At 56.9% G+C, this 18,926-nt stretch carries 14 protein-coding genes; 4 read left to right on the top strand and 10 right to left on the bottom strand.

Translation table 11 applies throughout. The features are described from left to right. The 4 genes from JIN87_RS28860 to JIN87_RS26185 form a co-directional block, all read right to left on the bottom strand. On the bottom strand, positions 1 to 1,511 hold a 1,511-nt coding region (locus JIN87_RS28860; RefSeq protein ID WP_325176413.1), incomplete at its 3' end, for a cache domain-containing protein. Continuing rightward, complete coding sequence (locus JIN87_RS26175) at positions 1,508 to 2,632, bottom strand: hybrid sensor histidine kinase/response regulator (protein WP_200359321.1); 1,125 nt, start codon at positions 2,630 to 2,632, stop codon at positions 1,508 to 1,510. The genes JIN87_RS26175 and JIN87_RS28860, both read right to left, overlap by 4 nt. A 148-nt stretch (positions 2,633 to 2,780) precedes the next feature. After that, complete coding sequence (locus JIN87_RS26180) at positions 2,781 to 3,851, bottom strand: DUF58 domain-containing protein (protein WP_200359323.1); 1,071 nt, start codon at positions 3,849 to 3,851, stop codon at positions 2,781 to 2,783. Between the two features lie 34 nt (positions 3,852 to 3,885). Next, entirely contained in the window at positions 3,886 to 4,830 is a 945-nt protein-coding gene (locus JIN87_RS26185; RefSeq protein ID WP_200359324.1) for an AAA family ATPase, read from the bottom strand. Positions 4,831 to 5,071: 241 nt separating this feature from the next. On the opposite strand from JIN87_RS26185, the gene JIN87_RS26190 reads away from it, so the two are divergent. Continuing rightward, complete coding sequence (locus tag JIN87_RS26190) at positions 5,072 to 7,945, top strand: right-handed parallel beta-helix repeat-containing protein (RefSeq protein WP_200359326.1); 2,874 nt, start codon at positions 5,072 to 5,074, stop codon at positions 7,943 to 7,945. A 7-nt stretch (positions 7,946 to 7,952) separates the two neighbouring features. Here JIN87_RS26190 and JIN87_RS26195 read toward each other — a convergent pair whose 3' ends face one another. Next, entirely contained in the window at positions 7,953 to 12,194 is a 4,242-nt protein-coding gene (locus JIN87_RS26195) for an FG-GAP-like repeat-containing protein (protein WP_200359328.1), read from the bottom strand. Positions 12,195 to 12,370: 176 nt separating this feature from the next. On the opposite strand from JIN87_RS26195, the gene JIN87_RS26200 reads away from it, so the two are divergent. After that, complete coding sequence (locus JIN87_RS26200) at positions 12,371 to 13,420, top strand: hypothetical protein (RefSeq protein ID WP_200359330.1); 1,050 nt, start codon at positions 12,371 to 12,373, stop codon at positions 13,418 to 13,420. On the opposite strand, the gene ppk2 is transcribed toward JIN87_RS26200, so the two are convergent. Next, a complete protein-coding gene (gene ppk2, locus JIN87_RS26205; protein ID WP_200359332.1) occupies positions 13,409 to 14,191 on the bottom strand; it encodes a polyphosphate kinase 2 in 783 nt (260 codons plus the stop codon). The genes JIN87_RS26200 and ppk2 overlap by 12 nt on opposite strands. Before the next feature lie 255 nt (positions 14,192 to 14,446). Beyond that, positions 14,447 to 15,610 carry a glycoside hydrolase family 5 protein gene (locus JIN87_RS26210; protein WP_200359334.1) on the bottom strand — a complete coding sequence of 388 codons (1,164 nt, stop codon included), beginning with the start codon at positions 15,608 to 15,610 and terminating at the stop codon, positions 14,447 to 14,449. Between the two features lie 170 nt (positions 15,611 to 15,780). On the opposite strand from JIN87_RS26210, the gene JIN87_RS26215 reads away from it, so the two are divergent. Continuing rightward, positions 15,781 to 16,197 (top strand): YeeE/YedE family protein, encoded by a 417-nt coding sequence (locus tag JIN87_RS26215; protein WP_200359336.1) that lies wholly within the window; start codon positions 15,781 to 15,783, stop codon positions 16,195 to 16,197. Further along, entirely contained in the window at positions 16,194 to 16,601 is a 408-nt protein-coding gene (locus JIN87_RS26220; RefSeq protein ID WP_200359338.1) for a DUF6691 family protein, read from the top strand. Before JIN87_RS26215 ends, JIN87_RS26220 begins: the two co-directional genes overlap by 4 nt. A gap of 76 nt (positions 16,602 to 16,677) precedes the next feature. Here JIN87_RS26220 and JIN87_RS26225 read toward each other — a convergent pair whose 3' ends face one another. The 3 genes from JIN87_RS26225 to JIN87_RS26235 form a co-directional block, all read right to left on the bottom strand. Next, positions 16,678 to 17,187 (bottom strand): RNA polymerase sigma factor, encoded by a 510-nt coding sequence (locus tag JIN87_RS26225; protein ID WP_200359340.1) that lies wholly within the window; start codon positions 17,185 to 17,187, stop codon positions 16,678 to 16,680. Between the two features lie 317 nt (positions 17,188 to 17,504). Then, positions 17,505 to 17,981: a TlpA family protein disulfide reductase gene (locus tag JIN87_RS26230; RefSeq protein ID WP_200359342.1), complete on the bottom strand. Its 477-nt coding sequence runs from the start codon at positions 17,979 to 17,981 to the stop codon at positions 17,505 to 17,507. A gap of 79 nt (positions 17,982 to 18,060) precedes the next feature. Continuing rightward, entirely contained in the window at positions 18,061 to 18,630 is a 570-nt protein-coding gene (locus JIN87_RS26235) for a TetR/AcrR family transcriptional regulator (protein WP_200359344.1), read from the bottom strand. Positions 18,631 to 18,926: the final 296 nt, after the last annotated feature.

Consider the following 18,926-nt stretch of genomic DNA (forward strand, 5'->3'; position numbering starts at 1 on the left):
TTGGCGTTTAGCATGGATAGGATGTCCTCGAGGAGGGCGGGCAGGTAGAAGGGGGCTGGCTTTAGGGTTACTTTTCCGGCTTCGATCTTGGACATTTCGAGGATGTCGTTGATGAGGGTGAGGAGGTGCTCGCCGCTTCTGTTGATGGTGTCGAGGCTGTCACGCTGATTTTCGGTTAGCTGGTCGTCGCGCTGCATGAGCTGCGAGTATCCGAGGATGGCGTTCATGGGGGTCCGGATCTCGTGTGACATGTTGGCGAGGAAGACGGACTTGGTCTTGTTGGCGTTTATGGCTTCCTCTTTGGCTTTGATGAGATCCTTGGTTCGCTCTTCGATACGGACCTCGAGCTTTTCGTTGATGGACTCGAGGGTTTGGCGCGTTCGTTCGCTGCTGCGTATCCGGAATATGGTGAAGAGGACAGAAGCGAGTGTGGTGGAGCCTAAGGCGAAGACGATTATGGAGCGAGCGAGCCGGTAGGGCTCCAGGGCTTCTTCTAGGTCGATCTCGGCTACGATGCCGATCTCCTGTCTTTTCAGCCAAATCCATGATCCGACAACTTTGACGCCAAGATAGTTGTTGTAGCCTTTCAGGTTTCGCCCGGTTTTACCTTTGATAGCGGATTGGACCACTTCGGTGAATTCCAGGGATTCTGGGTCGAGCGGCTTTCCTGGTTGCTTGAGGAGGTTGCGCCCGGGGTTGAGGAGCTTGATGCTGAGGATGCTTTGGTATTGCGGGTCGAGGATGCCTGCTTCGTTTAATTGGGATTCGAAGCGGCTGTTTGTTAGCAATTGGCTGGTTTTGTCGAAGAGATAGGTTTCTCCGGTATTGCCTAATTGGGCTTGGCTGGTGAGGAAGCTGAGTGTGCCTTCAGGGTTTAGGCGGCGGGTTAGGGTTGCGATTGTGGTTCCGTCCTCGTCCTTGATGGGGGCGATGAAGAACATGATGGAGGGGGTGTCGAGTCCTTGGATGTTCCTGATGTTTTCGAAAGGGATGTCGGAGGGAATGGGGGGAATGAAGAGGCTCTCGCCTTGGAAAGCGCGTTCGAAGAGCTCTGGTTTGTGGATTTTTATCAGGTTTTGGTTGCCGACATTTTCACCTTGAGTGGAGGCGATGTTGGTATTGTCGGGGGCGATGAGGAAAAATCCACCGGGCGGGAATTCCTTATCGTAGAGGCGTTTGGAGAGGTAGTCTCGTAGTTTGGCTAGAGTCTCGTTGTCGAGGGGGCGATTCTCGCGATGGGCTTCTAGTTGGCGTTTGGTGAGTTCGAGGAATAGCGGATCGCTGGTTATGTTTTCCAGTACGGTAATGTGACGCCTGTTCCAGAACCAGAATGCGTGCATCGTTGTCTGGCGATTGGTGTCGAGTGAATCCGCTAAAGTCTCGAGCTGAACTTGCTTGATGCCGCTGAGTACCCAGAAACCGAGGCTTGTCGAGAGTAAGACAAGTATTAGATTGAAAATAATGCCTGAACGTATGTTCCGACGTCTTTCGCGAGAGGTGCGGCCCTTCATGCTGGGTCTTCCTTGGCGGGAAGAGGGAGCTCTATGGTGATGGTTGTGCCGCTATTGCCTGGGTGCTCTTTTTCGTGTCTTGAAACGATGGATACGTTTCCGTTGAGGGCGAGTATTGTTTGCTGGACGAGCGGCATGCCAAAGCCCGTTCCCTTTTCGCCTTCGGTGCCGAGGTGGCTGGTGGTTTTCTGCATATCGAAGAGGCTATCGATGATGTCTTCGGGAATGCCGGTGCCTTGGTCGGAGATTGCGATCTGTATCTGATCTTCGACTTGCTGGGTGCTGATGCTGATCGCGGAATCGCGATAGGAGAACTTGATAGCGTTGGTGAGGATGTTTGAGATGACGGAGTTGGTGAAGGCGGTGGCTTCGACCAGAATTTCGCCGTCGTAGTTGAATGCTTGTGACACCTCGATGTTTTTCTCCTTAAGCTTGTTTTGCAGGATGGAGAGCGAGGTGAGCAGGAGGTCGACTACGTTGTGGCGGGAGAGTTCGAGTTCGTTTTTGCCTTCTTCGAGGGCGAGGGATTCGCGGACGTCGTCGATGATATTGAAGGCGTTTCGGAAGGAAGTGAGGGCGAGGTCTTGGAGTTCTGCCATGTCTTCCTCAGAGGTGGCGTACTTGAGGGTTTGGAAAACGGTGTAGGCGGAGCTGAGGGGATTTGAGATGTCGTGGCAAAGCACGTGCAGGAGCTGGCTTATCTTGTTGTTCTGGTTGCGGATCGCGGTGTCCTTTTCCTTGATCTTCACTTGGGTGTCGACGCGGGCCAGCAACTCCAAGGGGCGGACGGGTTTGGTGATGTAGTCGACGGCTCCGGCCTTGAGGCCTTCCACGACGTCCTCTTCTTCGACTTTGGCGGTGAGGAAGATGACGGGAATGGATTCCGTCGTGGGGTCGGACTTGAGTTTGCGGCAGACTTCGTGGCCGTCCATTCCGGGCATCATGACGTCGAGCAGGATCAAGTCGGGCGGTGTGGCTTTTACGATTTCGAGCGCTTGTTGTCCGCTTTGGGCGACGGAGATCCGGCAGTTGATGCTCTCGCGCAGGAGGCGGCCGATGTACTGGATGTTTTTCAGTACGTCGTCGACGATCAGGAGGTGAATTTTGTCGGAGTCCTTCAAGGTGAGTCGGGTGATGGTTGAGCGGATTTTACGGTTTGCGGCGCTGCTAGTTGTGAGAACTGGCTGCGTGGGGCGAAAGTGTGCCTAGATTGGGACGGTCGCGGGGGATTGGCAAGGCTGCTGTTGGGGCTGTTTAGGGGCGTGGCGATCAGGTGGGCGAGGAGTGTCTGGGCTTGATCTTCCATTGGGAGGCGAGCGTGATTTGGGAGTTGGGGGCGGGGAGGATCCAGAGGTGGTTGCGGCGTTGGCGTTCGGGCTGATCCGGGTCTCGCTTTGTGGCCTGCAGGGTTGCGAGGGTATCGAAGAATTTGTTTCTCTGTTGGTGGGTGGCGAGCGGGAGGTGGAGATCGTCGATGGTGATCGCTTGGAGGAGCTTTCGTCGTAAGAGTACGGATACGAGGGTGCTCACTTGCTTGAGCATGCGTTCGAAGGCGAGCTCGCTTGGCCAGAATAGGGTGGAGGTGTCGAGGTGCAGCTCGTAGCGTTCTTGTCGCTCGTCGCGCGGTTCGATGATGGTGAGCTTGTCGAGTTTGGCGGAGAGCTTCCAGTTGATCTGCGACTTGGGGTCGCCTGGATGGTAGTCTCGGATGCGGGCGGCTTCGATCTCTTGGGTGTTTTGAACTTGTTCGCCGATCGTGTTGTAGCGGAAGAGCGGTGGTTCGTTGAAGATGGAGTCGACGTCGAGGGGGGCTGGTTTGGGCCAGACGATGATTTCTTTGGTGATGGCTTGGGTTTGGGCGGTGGTCTCGTGCAGGGCGAAGGGGAAGCGGGTGCGGGGGGCGAAGGCTTCGAGTTTTCGTAGGCCTCGTTGGCTTAGGCTGGGGTCGATGGCGAGGGTTTGGGATTGGCCGGGCGGGATGATGCCGTGGAATTGGAATGCTTGGATGCGGAGTGACTCTTGCTCGCGCACGCTGACGGTGGGGTGGAATACGGGGAGGAAGCGGTGGTGGTTGGTTATGTGGAGATGGGCTTGGAGGGGGGCGTCGCTTTGGGTGCGTAGTTGCTTTGTGGATATTGTGATCGCGACTCGAGAGAGCGACATTTGCCCGATAAGCTTCGAGGCTAGGTAGGTGCCGAGCAGAGCGCTGGTGGTCAGGGCGAGGAAGTCGATATGGAAGAGGAGGAAGGAGACGAGGGAGGTGATGCCGAGCCGAAGGATGACCAGGCCTGAGTCTTGGGGCTTGGCGGTGGTCGGCGTGCGGTGCGTTTTGTTTCCCACGTGTTGTTGGCAACGGCGGAGCGTTGCCCTCCTGCTAGTCGGTTTGGTGGGGGAGGGGGAGCGCGGTGACGATCTCTCCGATGAGCTCTGCCGCGGCGCTCCAGTCGAGGTCGATCCCGTGGCGTTCGCGGAGTCGGAGGCGGTGGGCGAGGCAGGGTTTGGCGAGATTGGAGATGTCTTGTGGGGAGACGAAATCGCGTCCTTCGATGAGGGCGGCTGCTTGGGCGGCTGTCTTGAAGGCGAGAGCTCCGCGTGGGCTGACGCCGACTTCGATGGCGTGGTGGTGGCGTGTCTTGGCGACGATGTCGTGGATGTAGTCGTAGATGGCTTCTTCGATGAAGACTTCTTTGGCGAGTGTTTGGAGTTCTATAATGTCTTGTTTTTCAACTACGGGCGGGACTTGGATGTCATCGTAGTGAAGGGCTCCGGCGCGGAGCATGGTTTTCTCTGCTTGGGCGTCGGGGTAGCCCATGGAGATTCGCATGAGGAAGCGATCGAGTTGGGCGTTGGGTAGCGGGAAGGTGCTTTCGAAGTCGACTGGGTTTTGGGTGGCGATGACGACGAAGGGGCGTTCGATGGGATGGGTCTCGCCGTCGACGGTGATGAGGCCGCGCTCCATCGCTTCGAGGAGGGCGGATTGGGATTTGGGGGAGGAGCGGTTGATTTCGTCGGCGAGAACGACGTTGGCGAAGATGGGGCCGGGATGGAAGACGAAGCGTGACTCCGGTTTTTGATAAATGGATACGCCGATGATGTCGGATGGGATGAGGTCCGAGGTGAACTGGATGCGGTTGAAGTCGCTATCGAAGGCGCGAGACAGGGCGTAGGCGAGGGTGGTTTTGCCGACTCCGGGGACGTCTTCGATGAGGACGTGCCCGCCGGCGATGAGGCAGGTGATCACGGAGTCGATGGCATCCGGTTTTCCGTGGATGTGGGTGGCGAGCGATTCGCGGAGTTTGGCGATGCGTGGGTCGGGCATAGGGCGAGTGGAAAGTTGGGTCAGTGCGTACTTAGGGAACGCTTGTGAGGCTGGGCTGATTTAAAGAGGGAGCTTGGCAGATACTGTGAGTGGAGTCGAGATAGCTTAAGGTAGAGGCTGAGGGAGGTTTCATATTCTGCAAGGGATGGGAATATTCTCCATCTAATGTGGCTTGGCAGTGGGACTGGCTGCCGCCTAGCGTTTGGGTTAAGCTGGTTTCACCCCGACCCCATATCTACTTATGCGTGCATTTTTCCGCTTTCTCTCAGTCTCGTTGGCTGCGTTTGCTTTGTCGCTTTCTTCGCTTTCGGCGGCCAAGGACGTCTATGTTTCCCCGGCAGGCAGTGACGACGCCGTGGGCAGTTTCGAGGCTCCGTTTCAAACGATCGCCAATGCGGTCTCGCAAATGGATGAGGGGGACGTGTGTTGGCTGATGGAGGGTGTTTACCGCGAGCCGATCGTGCCGGGGGCTGATGACCTGACGTTTCGGGCTTATCCGAACAATGCGGTGACGCTGAGCGCGTTTGAGCCTTTGTCGGGATGGAGCGCGCATGAGGGGAGCACTTATGTGGCGGATCTGGCGTGGAGTTTGGGGGAGGAGAATCAGGTCTTTTTCAACCAGAAGATGATGCAGCTGGCCCGTTGGCCGAACAAGACGAACGATGATTTGTTCGATCTGGAGATGGTTTGGGCGACGGGAACGAATTCGTCGGTGAGTCACGAGAGCATCCCGGATCAGAATTGGGCGGATGGGGGAGTGATTCTTTTTCTTGGCAAGAACCGCTGGACGTCTTGGCGGGTGCCGGTGACGGGATCTCAGTCAGGGAAGGTGGACTTTGCGGAGTTGCCGGATGATTGGGATTTTGCGGGGTCGCACAGTCCGATGGATCGGGGCGAGTTCTATCTGATGAATACTTACGAGGCGCTGGATGCGGAGGGCGAGTGGTATGTGGACGAGGATTCCGACAAGCTCTACTTTAAGGCGCCGGGTGGTGGGAATCCGGATACGGGAGAGGTGCTGGTACGGCGTCGGACGGTACTAGCTGATCTCAGAGGTCGGAATGGGATTGTGTTGAAGAACATCGAGTTTTTTGGGGGAGCGATAGACCTTGGGAACGCGGAGGAATGTGAGGTGCGAAGTTGTCGGATCTACTACGGGAGCCATACGCTTGGGGTAAACAGGGCGGCGGTGATTCCTCATGCCTCGATCAAGATGGATAGCAACTCGGTCGGAAACGTTGTGTACCGAAACGACATCCAATGGGGGGCTGGCAGTGGTGTGATCGTGCGCGGGCAAGGCAATTTGGTGGATAACAACTATATTGGGAATTTCGACTATCTTGGATGCTATTCTTCGCCTGTGGAGATGCGGGATACGAATTTCATTATGCGTAATGAGATTTTCAATGCAGGACGAGATTGTGTGCGTGGGGGCGGAACGGATCTCGAGTTGGGCTACAACAACATCCACCATGCGAATCTGATTAATGACGACTGTGGCGGGGTTTATATGTGCTGCGGGACGTACCGTGGAACGCGCATTCACCATAATTGGATACACGACATCGAGTCGCGAAACAACAACTACGAGAGCTACAAGGCGACGGGTGTTTATCTGGATAATTCAACGGTCGGGGTGACGGTGGATCACAATGTGTTCTGGAATCTCGAGTGGTCGAATATTCAGATCAACTGGGAGGGGCGTGACCTGGAATTGCACAATAATACGATTTGGGCGAACGAGGGGCCAAACAGTCGCGCGATGGCGCGTTGGGTGAATGGTTATGAGTTTTTCAACGTGAACCTTTTCAACACGCTCTCGAATCATGACGAGTTTCATGCGAACTCGGTCGAGAATAGCTGCGTGGTCGATCTGGACGCGGATCCGTTTGAGGATTTTGAGGCGCAGGTTTTTGTGCCGAAGGAGGGGAGCTGCGCGGTTGATGGAGGTCGCGTGATTCCTGGGATAACGGAGGAGTACGTTGGAGCCGCTCCGGATATCGGGGCGTATGAGAGGGGTGGATACGTTTGGGTGCCGGGACCTGATTGGGAATTGGGTGAGTCGATGTTTGATGAGGATGTGCCGGATGTTGAGTACCGTTTCGATGGTCGAGATCGTACCGGGGATTTTCTTTTCAGCGATTTGACGCCGGGGCGGGCTCATCAGTTGCTTGGTTCGACTGATCTAGTGAACTGGGAGCGGATGGAGACGTTTTTGGCTCCGGTGACGGAGAGCTTCGAGTTGCAGAATCTGGCTCTGAGTGGATTCCGGTTTTTCCGTTTGGTGGAGAGGTTGGCTATCCCTCAGGAAGTGGCTTTCGTTTCGGCTACGCTTGCAAAGGACAAGGGGTCGATTCGACTCAAGTTTGATGGCGAGTTGACGGAGCCGCTTGAGGAGTTGTCGGGCATGGCGGTTTCGTTGGGTGGGAACGCGGTGAGTTTGGCTGGCTTGGAAGCGGATGTGGAGGACGGGTCTGTTTGGAAACTGAGGCTTGCGAATCCTGCGGCCGACGGTCAGTCGCTGGTATTCTCGTATACGCCGGTTTCGGTGATCGGGGTTTCGGGGGGAGAAGTGAGTGGCGTATCGGATGAACCGGTAGACGGCAGCGTGTCTGACGCGAATCTGGTGGCCGGTAAAAATGGGGACGGTGAGAAGGGCGACGCCTCAGGCTGGGAGCTGCAAAGGGATGACAACGGGACGACTCTTCCTGCGAAGGTTAGTTCGGTGCAGGATCCTGTGCATGGCGGGCAATATGCGATCCAAGCGGTCTATGATGACGATGCGGGAGACAAGCTTGTGAATCTTCGCCACAAGGGAGGTCGCTTCGAGGTGAAGGCTGGCGGGACTTACCAGTTCTCGATTTGGCACTATGGCAAGGACTTGGATGGGATTGATAGCTACACGACTGAGATGAGTATCTATAATGCGGATACGGGAGAGGTGATGATGGACTATCGAACTTGGAAATCGGGGACGCCAAACCAGTGGAATCAGACGACGCGAGAAATTACCTTTAAGGCGAGCGAAGGCGGCGAGTATGTGCTGGGTTTCCGCATTTATAGCGGACATTTCACGCTCATTGTGGACGATGTCTCGGTGGTGCGGGTTGAGTGATTTGGGATCACATGTCCTGATCGGTGATGACTTCTAGGCGAAGGGTCACCGAGGGAGGGCTTTCTGGAATCGCGATGTCTGGCGAGAGCTGGAGACGGTAGATGCCGCTGGAGAGCTGCAGTGGGATGGCGGTGGAATGGGCGTCTAGCTCTTGCCCTGCGAAGTCGCGACGGTTTGTGAAAATAGAAGAGAGAGAGGCTCGTGGGTGCTCGATCCAATTGCGGTTGCTGGATAGGAGCGAGAACTGGGCTCCTTCGAGTTTGTGTGCGGTGAGCGTGGACTCTTCTCCCGCGTCTCCTGTTGCGAGGAGCGTGACGGGCTCGGTTGAGTGTATCCTGAAAATGAATTCAAGTGGTTCGGAGGGGCTCGCTGGGGCGGTGGCCTCTATGGAACTCACGGGGCCTTGGTGGAAGGTGATGTTGACCTGGTCGCTCTCTCCTGGGGTGAAGTAAATTCCAGCTGGTGACTCTGGAGTGATTTGATCGAGGGAGGAGATTGAACGGAGTGGTAGCCCGTGAGGGGCGGTGTAGTCGAGGCGTGGAGTTGGTCCGTTCAGTGCGAGCTGAGTTGTGCCGAGACCAGTTGGTGCGCTTTGACCTTGGCGGAGGGCGAGGGTTTTGAGAACGGAATCGACTCCGGCTCGGGCTCCGACTTTGCGTCCGACGAAATCGTCCGCGGCTATGTGGACGCCGCAGTAGATGCGGGCGACGCCGGTAAGGTCTGCTGCATCGTAGTAGGTGGCGACCTGGATTTTGACTTCGGTGCTCGGTCCGTATTCGACGTTTAGATACTCTCCTTCCGGGAATGTGAATTCCTTGATGCCGCCTGGGAAGAAGGCGGAGCCAGTCAGCATGGACATGACTTCGGCTCCTGCTCGAGAGAAGGTGGAGTGTCCGGAGATGTAGCCGGCGAAGTTTGGAGTTGGGAAGGTAGGCAGGTGATATGGGGCCCAGTCTGCGGCCCGCACCCAGCCGACGCCTGAGGTTGTTTCGTCGGGGTTGTTGGGAACGCCGCGCCATGAGTAGAGGGCGAGTTCGTCGATGAATTCTTTGAGGTGGGCGTGTTTTTGGCCTTCGGCTGTGGTTTCTTCGGTGATGAGTTCGATCAGACCTGGGACGAGCGGGAAGCCGTCGGCGTGGTAGTTCGGTTTGTTGGGATCGCTCGATTGGCCGAGTTCGGCGACGTAGCGGATGATGGAGATGGGGCGGACGGAGTCGTACTTTGCTTTGATGGTCCAAGCGGCGATAGCGGCGTCGTGCAAGGCTCCGTTGAGAGCGAGGTAGGCGTGCACGTCCCATTCGAGCGGACTGAGTTCGGGGCCGGAACCGCCTAGTTTGCGTTCGAAGCGAGGGTCGTCGGAAACTTGGTTGTGCAGCATGTTCCAGACGCCGGGAGGGCCTTCGATGCCTGGCCCGTCTGACCAGAATTCGGCGGTGAGGCGGAAGTAGTCGCCCTGGTTTACGAGGTTTTCTTCGTAAGCCTGGCCGGTGAAAGGGTTGATGGGGTGGCCTTCTCCGTCTTGCGTGAGGTAGGAGTTGTTCTGCTGGAAGGAGCCGGGCGACATGTCGATGATGACGTTTTGGTCGGGATCCATGATGGAGGCGGCGCGGACGACTTCGATGAGTTCCTCGATGAGTTGGACGTGGGTGTCTTCGCCAAAGAGAGGCTGGGGGCCTGGGTCGATGAGGATGGAGGAGTCGGTTGGTTTTTCGAGGGCGAAGGGGGTGACCCAATTCCAGCTTGGGGCGAGGAATTGCTGGATTTCGGAACCGAGTTCGATGCCGTTCTTCGTGACGGAGCGGGGGAGGTTGAGGGGTTGCCAATGGTTGGGTTCGGCGAGGGTTACGCCGGAGCTTCCGTAGGTGAGCGGCTCGTTTTTCGGGGCGTAGCCGTTGGTGTCGGCGTAGTCGTTGGCTTCGTTGGAGCCGTCGTTGAGGGCTTGGCTCAGGATGGCGTTGCCGATGCGGTTTCCGACTGCGGCGGGGGAGTTGCCGTCGGTGGTCAGGTTTTCCGGATCGTATCCGCGTTGAACCATGAAGTCGGCGAGAGAGTAGAGGATGGCTTGGTTGTTGAAGCCCTTGCGGTAGCGTTCGGAGGCGACGGTGAAGACGGCGTGTGACATTGCCTCGGCGAGGGATGCTTCGCGGTCGCCGTGCCAGTCGTCGGAGCTGAGCGCTTCGCGCTGGAAGAGGTGCTGGGCGTCGCCCCAGCCGTTTATCTGGTAGGCCCAGAAGGTGTCCCACATGGCTGCCGAGCAGTGGTAGAAGGTGCGGGCGACGATGGGGGGATCCGGAAAGTTGATACGGGCGCAGTCGAGGACGAGTTCGTTCCACTGGCGGGCGATGTTTTTGTCGGTGAAGTCGGAGCGTACGCCGACGATGAATTCGGCGGAAGTGGTGGAGCCGGCTGAGTTTGTGGCCACTGCGTGGTAGGTGCCGGCGTTGCGGGGCTGCATGTTGTCGAAGGTGATGGAGAGTCCTTCGACTCCGGCGAGCAGAGCTCCATTGCGGAACCAAGTGACTCGTGGCTGGAGGTTTTCTTCGAAGCTTACGGAAAGGGTGAGAGGCTCCCCTCGGGTCGCGACTTGTGACGATGGGGTTGTGGTGAAGGCGGGAATCGTGTCGCCGGCAAGGAGGCTATCGTCTTCTGTTATGCTTAGTAACTGATCGGTGGATACGTCGGTGAGCTCTTGCTCGATGCCGCTGGGCCATTTGACGGTGACTTTGTGAAGGGTGGTTTGGGCTGAAGGAAAGCCGAAGTGGACGTAGGGGCTGAGCTGAGCGAGGTAGGCGTTGGTGGGGTTGAACTCGCGGATGTAGGAGGCACCGTCTTCGGTGGGCTGGACTGTAATGAGAGCGCCGATACCGTTTCGGTTGGATACGGTTCCTTCGAGTTCTACTTTGAGCCAGCGGTTTTGGAGCGGCGTGGTGTTGCGGAGTATGGGGGAGCGTGTCCGGTCGTTGATGAAGAAGATGTCGAGGGCTCCGTCGTTGTTGTAGTCGAAGGTGACGATGCCGGCGGCGCGGGCGAGCTGGTCGGCGTTTTCCACGCTGGATACGTCTGTGAACTCTAGGTTTCCGTCGTTTCGCCAGAGGAACATGCGGCCGTGGTCTAGTGGGCCTTCTGGGGTGACGTCCTCTTGGTTGACGGCGACGATGTCGAGGTCTCCGTCGAGATCGTAGTCGAACATATTGGTTCCCCAGCCCCAGCCGCTGAAAGACACGCCGGCTTCGACGGATCGGTTTTGGAAGAGTCGACCGCCTTGATTGATGTAGAGCGGGTTGATTTCTCCGTTGATGTCTCGGGTGATGGCGATGGTGGTGACGAACCAGTCGAGGTCGCCGTCGTTGTCGATATCGCCGATCGCGGTACCCATGGAGTGGTTGGCGATTCCGACTCCGGAAGCGGTTGTGGAGTTGGTGAAGGAGGGATCTGCGGTGGCGTTGTTCCAGTGGAGGGCGCTGGTGCTGTAGTCTGAGGTGGTGGCGATATCGGGCCAGCCGTCTTGGTCGAGGTCGGTGATGGCGGGTGCGAAGATGACCATGCCTTCTCCGGTGAAGAGGTAGCCGGAATCTTCGGTGATGTTGGTGAAGTGGCCTGGGTTTGATGCGCCTTGGTTGAGGAAGAGGCCGTGGTAGTCGGTGCGGGAGTCTTCCTCGTAGTCGATGCCCCAGCTGCCCATGATGACGTCTAGATAGCCGTCCCGGTTGATGTCGCCGACGGTGACGGCGGTGGCTTGGTGGTCCTTGTGGTCGGAGGTGAGGTCGAGGCCGCGTTCGGCGGCGGATTCGGTGAAGGTGCCGTCGCCGTTGTTGAGGTAAAGGAGGTGGCTCTTGGCGTCGGCAACGGCGACGATCATGTCGTTGTCTCCGTCGTTGTCGATATCGGCCCAAGCGCCTGCGTTGCCGCCGTTTTTGGTATCCAGGCCGAGCGGGTTGACGGTTTTTGTGAAGACGCCTTCGTTGTTGAGGTAGATAAGGTCGTCGAGCTGGTAGCGAATGATGTAGAGGTCGAGCCAGCCGTTGCCGTCGAAGTCCATGACGATGGGGGTGCCGCCGCGGACGACGAAGTCAGCCGGGGTTCGCGTGACGACCTCGAAGTCGTCCATGCCGGCGACCTCGCTCGAGTCGATAAAGCTGGCTTGAAGCTGGCTGGCGAGGGCGAGGGCGGCGGCCGCGATGGTTGCGGTCAGGAAATGGAAAATCGGACGCTGTGGGGACAGGGCGCCGGATCGTTTTTGGAAGATCATGGGTTGCGGTAGCTTGTTTGGGGAGATGGGGGATCTCGGTGCCCGGGGCTTGGGCTTTTCTCCGGGCGGAGTTTTTTACAATCGTTCAGGGGTTAGCCTTGGTCAACTGCGGATGTCGTTCTTGCATTAGATCCCGTTGAGGAGTTTGCCTAGGCTTGTCTCTCGTCGCGAAATCTTTGGGGTTAGAAGACATGGCTTATGAGCATAGGTTCGATTTCAAGGTTGGAAACGAGGCGGGTTTGTCTGGAGTGGTTCAGCTGGAGGATGTGGAGCGATCCGCATTGGCGTTTCGGACTGGCGCTTTGAAGCTGGCTGATGGCAAGGAGCTGCCGCTTTGCCTGACGCATAGCGAGGCGACGGAGCGCTTCATGTATCTGGGGGAAGCCGATGGGCGTTCGGGGCTGAATGGAATTTTGGATACGCTTGGTTGTTCGAACTCTTTTGCCAGGAACGGATTGATTCCGGGGCAGTTCATACTGGGGGCGGCTCGGACGCGTTTGGTGATGGCTGGGGTGCGGGATTGTATGCGTTCGCCGAGTTTTGGGGCAGTTTTCTCCGATTATGGGGACGGCGAGATCGTGGCTTTGCCGATCTTGCGGGAAGGGATGAAATATGGGCTGGGCGAGGCTGTGCTCGAGGTGGGCGGTCGCTTGTGTGACGAGATTGTGGTCGATGCCCATCATGTGTCGGATGCTTTGGTTCCTGGGTTGGGGAGGCGAATGGAGCTGACAGTTTTTAAGGACAGGGATCTGAGCGAGGCGGAGCGTGATGCAGTGAAGGTGGCGGTTCTGGGCGATAGTGTGGCGAGCGGTACGGTGATCGTGGGATTGGTTGAGGAACTTGCCCGCAGATTTCCCAACTTGGAGCGTATTGAGTTGGTGGCGCCTTTGGCGGCGGTGTATGGGCTAGCGAGAATTGCCGCTTTCTCGCGGAGTGGAGCGATGGTACGTATCCACTGTTTTGAGACGTTGATCAATGCGTTGCCGCCTGACTATTACTACTCGCCTCATTTCAACGAAGCTGAGATGCATATTTGTCCGGATGCTCAGCGTGCTTATCGCGAGTGGTGGGGGCAGGATCGCTCTGGTGATTGGATCGCGGATACGGCTTGCTCGGGCTATGGGTGGTCGGAAGCGTTCTTCAATCCTGGCAAGCAGTTGCGGATGATTGAGGAAGAGCTTCTGAGACGACATGGCCTCACGTTGAAGGCGTTTCTAGACCGCTAGCTGTTTGTCGGCGATGCGTTTGGATTCCAGGTACTCGATGTCGTAGTGTTTGACGAGCTTGGGGTCGGGTTCGAGGCGGATGCCGATTTCGCCTTTTCGGTCGTACTCGGACTGGGAGAGGACGTAGCGGATGGATTCGAAGCGGGCTTGCGCTTTGTCGTTTCCGTTTACCACGACCCAGGGTGACTTGAGGGTGTGGGTACGCTGGAACATTTGCTCTTTGTAGAAGGTGAACTCGTCCCACTTCTCCTGGGCAAGGGCGTCGACGGTGCTGAGTTTCCATTGCTTGAGCACGTCTGACTTACGGGATTGGAAGCGGCCTTGCTGGGCGTCGCGATTAATGGAGAACCAGAACTTGATGATCTGGATACCGTCGTTGATAAGCATGCGTTCGATGTCGTTTACTTGGAGCATGAACTCCTCGTATTGCTCGGACGAGCAGAAGCCCATGACTGGTTCGACGACGGCCCGGTTATACCAGCTGCGGTCGAAGAAGATGATCTCGCCGGGGTTGGGCAGGCCGAGGAAGTAGCGTTGGAAGAACCACTGGCCGGTTTCTTTCTCGGTTGGCTTGGGAAGAGCGATGACGCGCATCGCTCGTGGGTTGAGGTGGCGGGTGAAGTGGCGGATGGCGCCGCCTTTGCCGGCGGCGTCGCGGCCTTCGAAAATGATGAGGAGGCGTTTCTTGTTTCGGACGACGTGTTGTTGGAGCAGTACGAGCTCGCGTTGCAGGTCTTTTAGTTCAGCGCGGTATTCCTCGGAGTATTGCATGGTGTGGTCGAAGGAACTAGATCCTACGGCCCGGTGTTGGCAATGCTGCAATGCGCCTTGTGGTTACGGGTGTGTTTCAGTTTGATCCAGGCACCACGGTAACGACGGAACAACTGTGTCTCACGCAAGCTGCAAGTTTAGTTTTTGCCATGGCTTTGGGATTGTCAGGGTCTCGCTTTGCTCGACGTAGGGTTCGTTGCACGAACGAAGGGTTTGTTTCATTCGGATCTGGTTGTTGGCAACGACGTTGCCCTCCTATACGGATTGGAGGAGGTTGAGCAGTTTGCGGTCGAGCTTGTAGCCGTACCAGTCTTCGTAGTCCACGTCGGAGCGACCGGAGTTTAGGAAGCCGAAATCGCCGGTCATTTCCCAAAGACCGAATCCGATGCCGCGCTCGGCGAGGACGCTAAGGACGTCACCGAACCATGAGAGGAAGACGTCGTGTGGCGTTTCCTTGTAGCAGCCGCATTCGCCGCAATGCACGCCGACTCCGCTTTCCTTGAGGTCGAACCAGGGCTGGTAGAATTTGATCAGGGCTTCGCGGTTCGCTTCGGGGCCGTCCGGCCATTTGGGGGGGGGGAGGCCGGTTGGGTCTTTGTAGACCCAAGGGGCTTTGTGGTGGGAAATGTTGAAGGGCCAGTAGCCGCGGCAGCTTTGTCCGATCTTGAGATCTGCGAGCTCAGGCACGGCGACGTGTCCGCCTGAATTGCCATCGGCGACGATGAGGTGGTTGGGAGCGATGCTGCGAATGCGGTCGACCGCGGCTTTGGCGACCCGGTGGTAGGTCTCGGCGGGGACGGCTTCGCGTTTGCCGTGCTGGTCGTTCATGTCCTCGCGCAGGCTAGGCTCGTTGAGAAGGTCGAAGCTGATGAGGTCGGGAGAGATGCCCTTGTAGCGCTTGGCCCAGAGCTCCCAGTGGTGGCAGAAGGCGTCGAGCGCGTCTTGGTCTTTCCAGAGATTGTAGGGTTCCTGGAAGCCGGCGTTGATGCAGTAGCCCGGGGCGCGGTGAAGGTTGAGGCTTACGTGGAGGCCGTATTTGTTGGCTGCTTCGACGATGCGGTCTACATGGGCGATCTTTTCTTCGGAGAATTTGTAGACTTCTTCGGGGGTGATGTCCTTGGAGTAGTCGATGTCGAGGAAATATGGATACGCCATGGGGATGCGGACGAAGTCGAAGCCCCAGTCTCGCATCCACTTGAAGTGTTCTTCAGGGGTTTTGACTCTAGCGTGGGCTGGGTTTGGCACGAAGAAGTCGAGGAAGTTGAAGCCTCTCCATTGGGGGAGGTCTTGGTAGGAGAGGGACATGTCGGGTTGGGGTGACTCTTTCGCGAAGGTGCGTGGGAGAACGCTTGCTGCGGTGAGGCCGAGAGCGGCGTTTTTGATGAAGGTGCGACGTGTTTTAGGGCGTGGTGTTTGCATCGAGGGATTTTGGTTGGATTGTGTCTAACGCTGTCTCGAAGTTCGGTATTTGCAAACTGATGAGGCTAGTGTTCGCGAAGCAAAGGTCGGGGTTTGTCTTGTTCTTACATCAGAGAAGGCGGAGTGCGTGACGAGTTGACGGGGGGCTGGATACGCGGTCTACTTCGGGGATGCATGACTATGTTTTGGGTCTGATTGGAGGGGTGCTGCTGGGGCTGGCTGCTTTGGTGGTACGACTTGGGATTGGGGTGCCGCTGGGGATTTCCGGATTTCTTAGCAAAGCTCTGAGTTTTCGTCCGAAAGTGGCGGATTGGCGTCTGGCTTTTCTGGCGGGGATGGCTTTGGTGGCGCTTTTGCTGCCTAGCGTGTATCCGGTTGCGATCAGCGAGGTTCCTAGCGGTGGGCTTGGTTTGATCGCGTTGGCGGGGCTTCTTGTGGGGGCGGGGGCTCGGTTTGCGGGCGGCTGTACGAGTGGTCACAGCTTGTGTGGAATGGGAAATCTGGAGGGCGACTCGATCGTGGCGACGGTGGTTTTCATCGCTTCGGGTGCGGCGACGGTGTTTTTGATGGGGGGAGGTTTGGGATGAGTCGTTACTTGCTGGCGTTTGTCGCGGGGGCGCTTTTTGCGTTGGGGCTCGCTGTCTCGGGTATGTCTCAGCCTTCGAAGGTGAGGGGCTTTCTCGATTTTTTGGGGGAGTGGGATATGACGATGTTGTTTGTTCTCGGACCGGCGGTGGGTATCTATTTTTTGGGGACGAGAGTTGGGAAAAAGGTGCTTCCCCATAAGTTCGTTTCCGGTCCTGATCCGGAAAAGATGGGATTTCGCTTTTTCGCGGGGAATGTTTGCTTCGGAGTTGGCTGGGGGATGGTCGGCCTTTGCCCGGGGCCTGCGATTGCCAACCTCGGTCAGGCGAACCTGCCGGTTGTGGTATTTTTTGTCTGTCTCTTGGTGGGAATCAGTGTTGCGGATCGGGTGGTGGCGAGACTGTGAACTTGTAAATGAAAAAGGGACCTGGCTCGGATGGAGCGGCAGGTCCCGGGAAATTTTGAGAAGATTTGTTGGTGGGCTATACGGCTACTGCGAGCTCTTCGTTTTGTTGGCTGAACTCCGAGTCGAAGTGCTTGTGCAGTTTTTTGCGAGCGCGGTGGGTGTGGCTGAGGATGGTGCCGCGCGGGACGCCGGTACGTTTGGCGATCTCGGAGGCGGTGTAGCCTTCGACCACGTTCATCTTCAGGTAGGTGCGCTCGTTGTCGTTGAGCACGCTTAGCAGAGAGTCGATGTCGGTGTTGGCTCCGAAACTCTGCTCTCGGCCGATGGCGAAATCGCGGTCCTCGAGGGAGTCGAACTGGACGATCTTGGAGCGGCGTACGCCGTCGATGAAAAGGTTGCGGATGGCTCGGTAGAGGAGGCGTCGGTCGGTGACTTCGCCGTACTTCTGAGCCAGCTTGAGCCAGGCTTGCTGGACGAGGTCTTCCGCGTCGTGCACGTTGCGGGTGAAGCCATAGGCGTAGTTGCGGCCTTGGCGGAAGAGTTCGGCGACTGAAGGAGTGGGGGTAGATTCGATGTTGGATTTCATGGCTGTTTGAAAGTGTTCCGGTTGCTGTTGATACCTGTAAAGCGACCGGTCGGTCGGATTGATTGCCAATACTTTTCCAAATTGATGGAAAATTGCTAGAAAAGAATTTTTAGGTGGATGCGAGAGGTCGGTAAGTTGTTGTTGGGTAGGTGTTAGGGTGTGGTGGGAGGATTAAGATTAAGATTAAGATTAAGATTAAGATTAGGATTAGGATTAGGATTAGGATTTGGGATGGGGATAGGATTTGGGTGGGATGAAAAAGGCTCCCTCTGTTTTGAGAGGGAGCCTTGGGAAATCGATTTGACCTGACTGTCGATTTAGCTGTCTGAGATCAGGGACTTGAGTTTGCTTTTGGAAAGTCCGCCGGGGTGGCCTTTCCAGAGCACGATGCCGTCGGGATCCATGAGGACGACGTGCGGGATGCTTCGGATTTCGAAGAAGCGTCCCATGCGGCCTTGGCTGTCGATGGCGCTGTAGTAGTCCATGACGGGATTTTTCATGGCTTCGACTTTGTCGCGGGACTCGCGGGAGACGGCGACGATGGCGACCTTGTCTTTGAATTGCGAGTGAAGCTCGTTCATGTGGGGAATGCCGCGTACGCAGGGCCCGCACCAGGTCGCCCAAAAGTCGATGAGGATATACTTTCCATCGGTGTCGGCCTGGGAGGAGACCCATTCTTCGACGTGGAATTCTGGACCTGGTTTGCCGACGAATTTGTCGGCGGCGTCTGCCATGGTGAAGGCGAAGCCGAGTAGGGTGATCAGGAGAGCGGCGACGAGGGTGGTCTTTTTCATTCGTTTTGTTGTTATCGGGTTAGGCCTGCCTGACAACTTCTTTAGGCGGGCTGTTCCTGAGACGAACGAGTTTGCGGCTTTATTCCGCGAGGATCTTTTCGACTTGGACTTTGGCGATATCGATGGGGCCGGTCTTGCAGAAGCTTTGCGCGGCTACGGTGGCGCCTTCGGAAAGGAGATAGATGGCGCCGGCGCGTTGCTCGCGGTCGTCGTCGGAGGCGTCCGGCAAATGCTGGTTGACCAGTTCGCGAATGAAGCAGAGGTAGCCCTTTTTGTAGCCGCGGATGGCTTTACGCATGGGGCAGCCTAGTTCGGGAGTCTCAGCGAGCATGTTGAGCATGGCGCACCCTCGGTAGCTGCATTCTTCGGCTCCTTTGGCTTGATAGTCGAAGAGGGCGATCAGTTTTTCCTTAGGGGTGGCGAATTGCTCGAGGAAGGAGTCGCGGCAGGTTTTCCACTTTCGGTTTCCGCATTCTAGCCACTCTAGGCCGAGCTCTTCTTTCGACTTGAAATGGGAGTAGAAAGTGCCCTTGGCGATGTCGGCAGCCTCGATGATCTGCTTGATGCCGGTCGCGTGGTAGCCTTGCTCGAAGAAGAGCTTGGATGCGACTTCAATGATTTGGCACTTTCTGTTGGTTTTCTCGGTCATGGATGGGACTCTTGTTTCTTTCGCCTCGTCGAGGTTCGGTCAAGTTCCTAGTGAATACCACGAGTTCGGCAGGAAACTGACTGCGACCGCTAAAAAGAGAAACAGCCGACGTGAGCGATGAGGCGCTCAGTCGGCTGTGTGGGAACTTGTAGCGAGTTGGATTGTATCCGCGTTGGGACTACTTCTGATTAGTGGCTGCGTTTCCAGTCTTGGATAGTTGTGCATACGAGAGCTGCAAAAACGAGTGCTGAGTAAGAGAGTACTGTGATCATGGTGTGTTAGGTTAAGAGTTGATC

This window comes from Pelagicoccus mobilis (genome assembly GCF_016595505.1).
Taxonomy (GTDB): domain Bacteria; phylum Verrucomicrobiota; class Verrucomicrobiia; order Opitutales; family Opitutaceae; genus Pelagicoccus; species Pelagicoccus mobilis.

Coding starts and splice junctions, on each gene's coding strand:
- JIN87_RS26185 (WP_200359324.1), bottom strand. CDS start 4,830: ATGCCCGACCCACGCATCGCCAAACTCCGCGAATCGCTCGCCACCCAC.
- JIN87_RS26190 (WP_200359326.1), top strand. CDS start 5,072: ATGCGTGCATTTTTCCGCTTTCTCTCAGTCTCGTTGGCTGCGTTTGCT.
- JIN87_RS26195 (WP_200359328.1), bottom strand. CDS start 12,194: ATGATCTTCCAAAAACGATCCGGCGCCCTGTCCCCACAGCGTCCGATT.
- ppk2 (WP_200359332.1), bottom strand. CDS start 14,191: ATGCAATACTCCGAGGAATACCGCGCTGAACTAAAAGACCTGCAACGC.
- JIN87_RS26210 (WP_200359334.1), bottom strand. CDS start 15,610: ATGCAAACACCACGCCCTAAAACACGTCGCACCTTCATCAAAAACGCC.
- JIN87_RS26215 (WP_200359336.1), top strand. CDS start 15,781: ATGCATGACTATGTTTTGGGTCTGATTGGAGGGGTGCTGCTGGGGCTG.
- JIN87_RS26220 (WP_200359338.1), top strand. CDS start 16,194: ATGAGTCGTTACTTGCTGGCGTTTGTCGCGGGGGCGCTTTTTGCGTTG.
- JIN87_RS26225 (WP_200359340.1), bottom strand. CDS start 17,187: ATGAAATCCAACATCGAATCTACCCCCACTCCTTCAGTCGCCGAACTC.
- JIN87_RS26230 (WP_200359342.1), bottom strand. CDS start 17,981: ATGAAAAAGACCACCCTCGTCGCCGCTCTCCTGATCACCCTACTCGGC.
- JIN87_RS26235 (WP_200359344.1), bottom strand. CDS start 18,630: ATGACCGAGAAAACCAACAGAAAGTGCCAAATCATTGAAGTCGCATCC.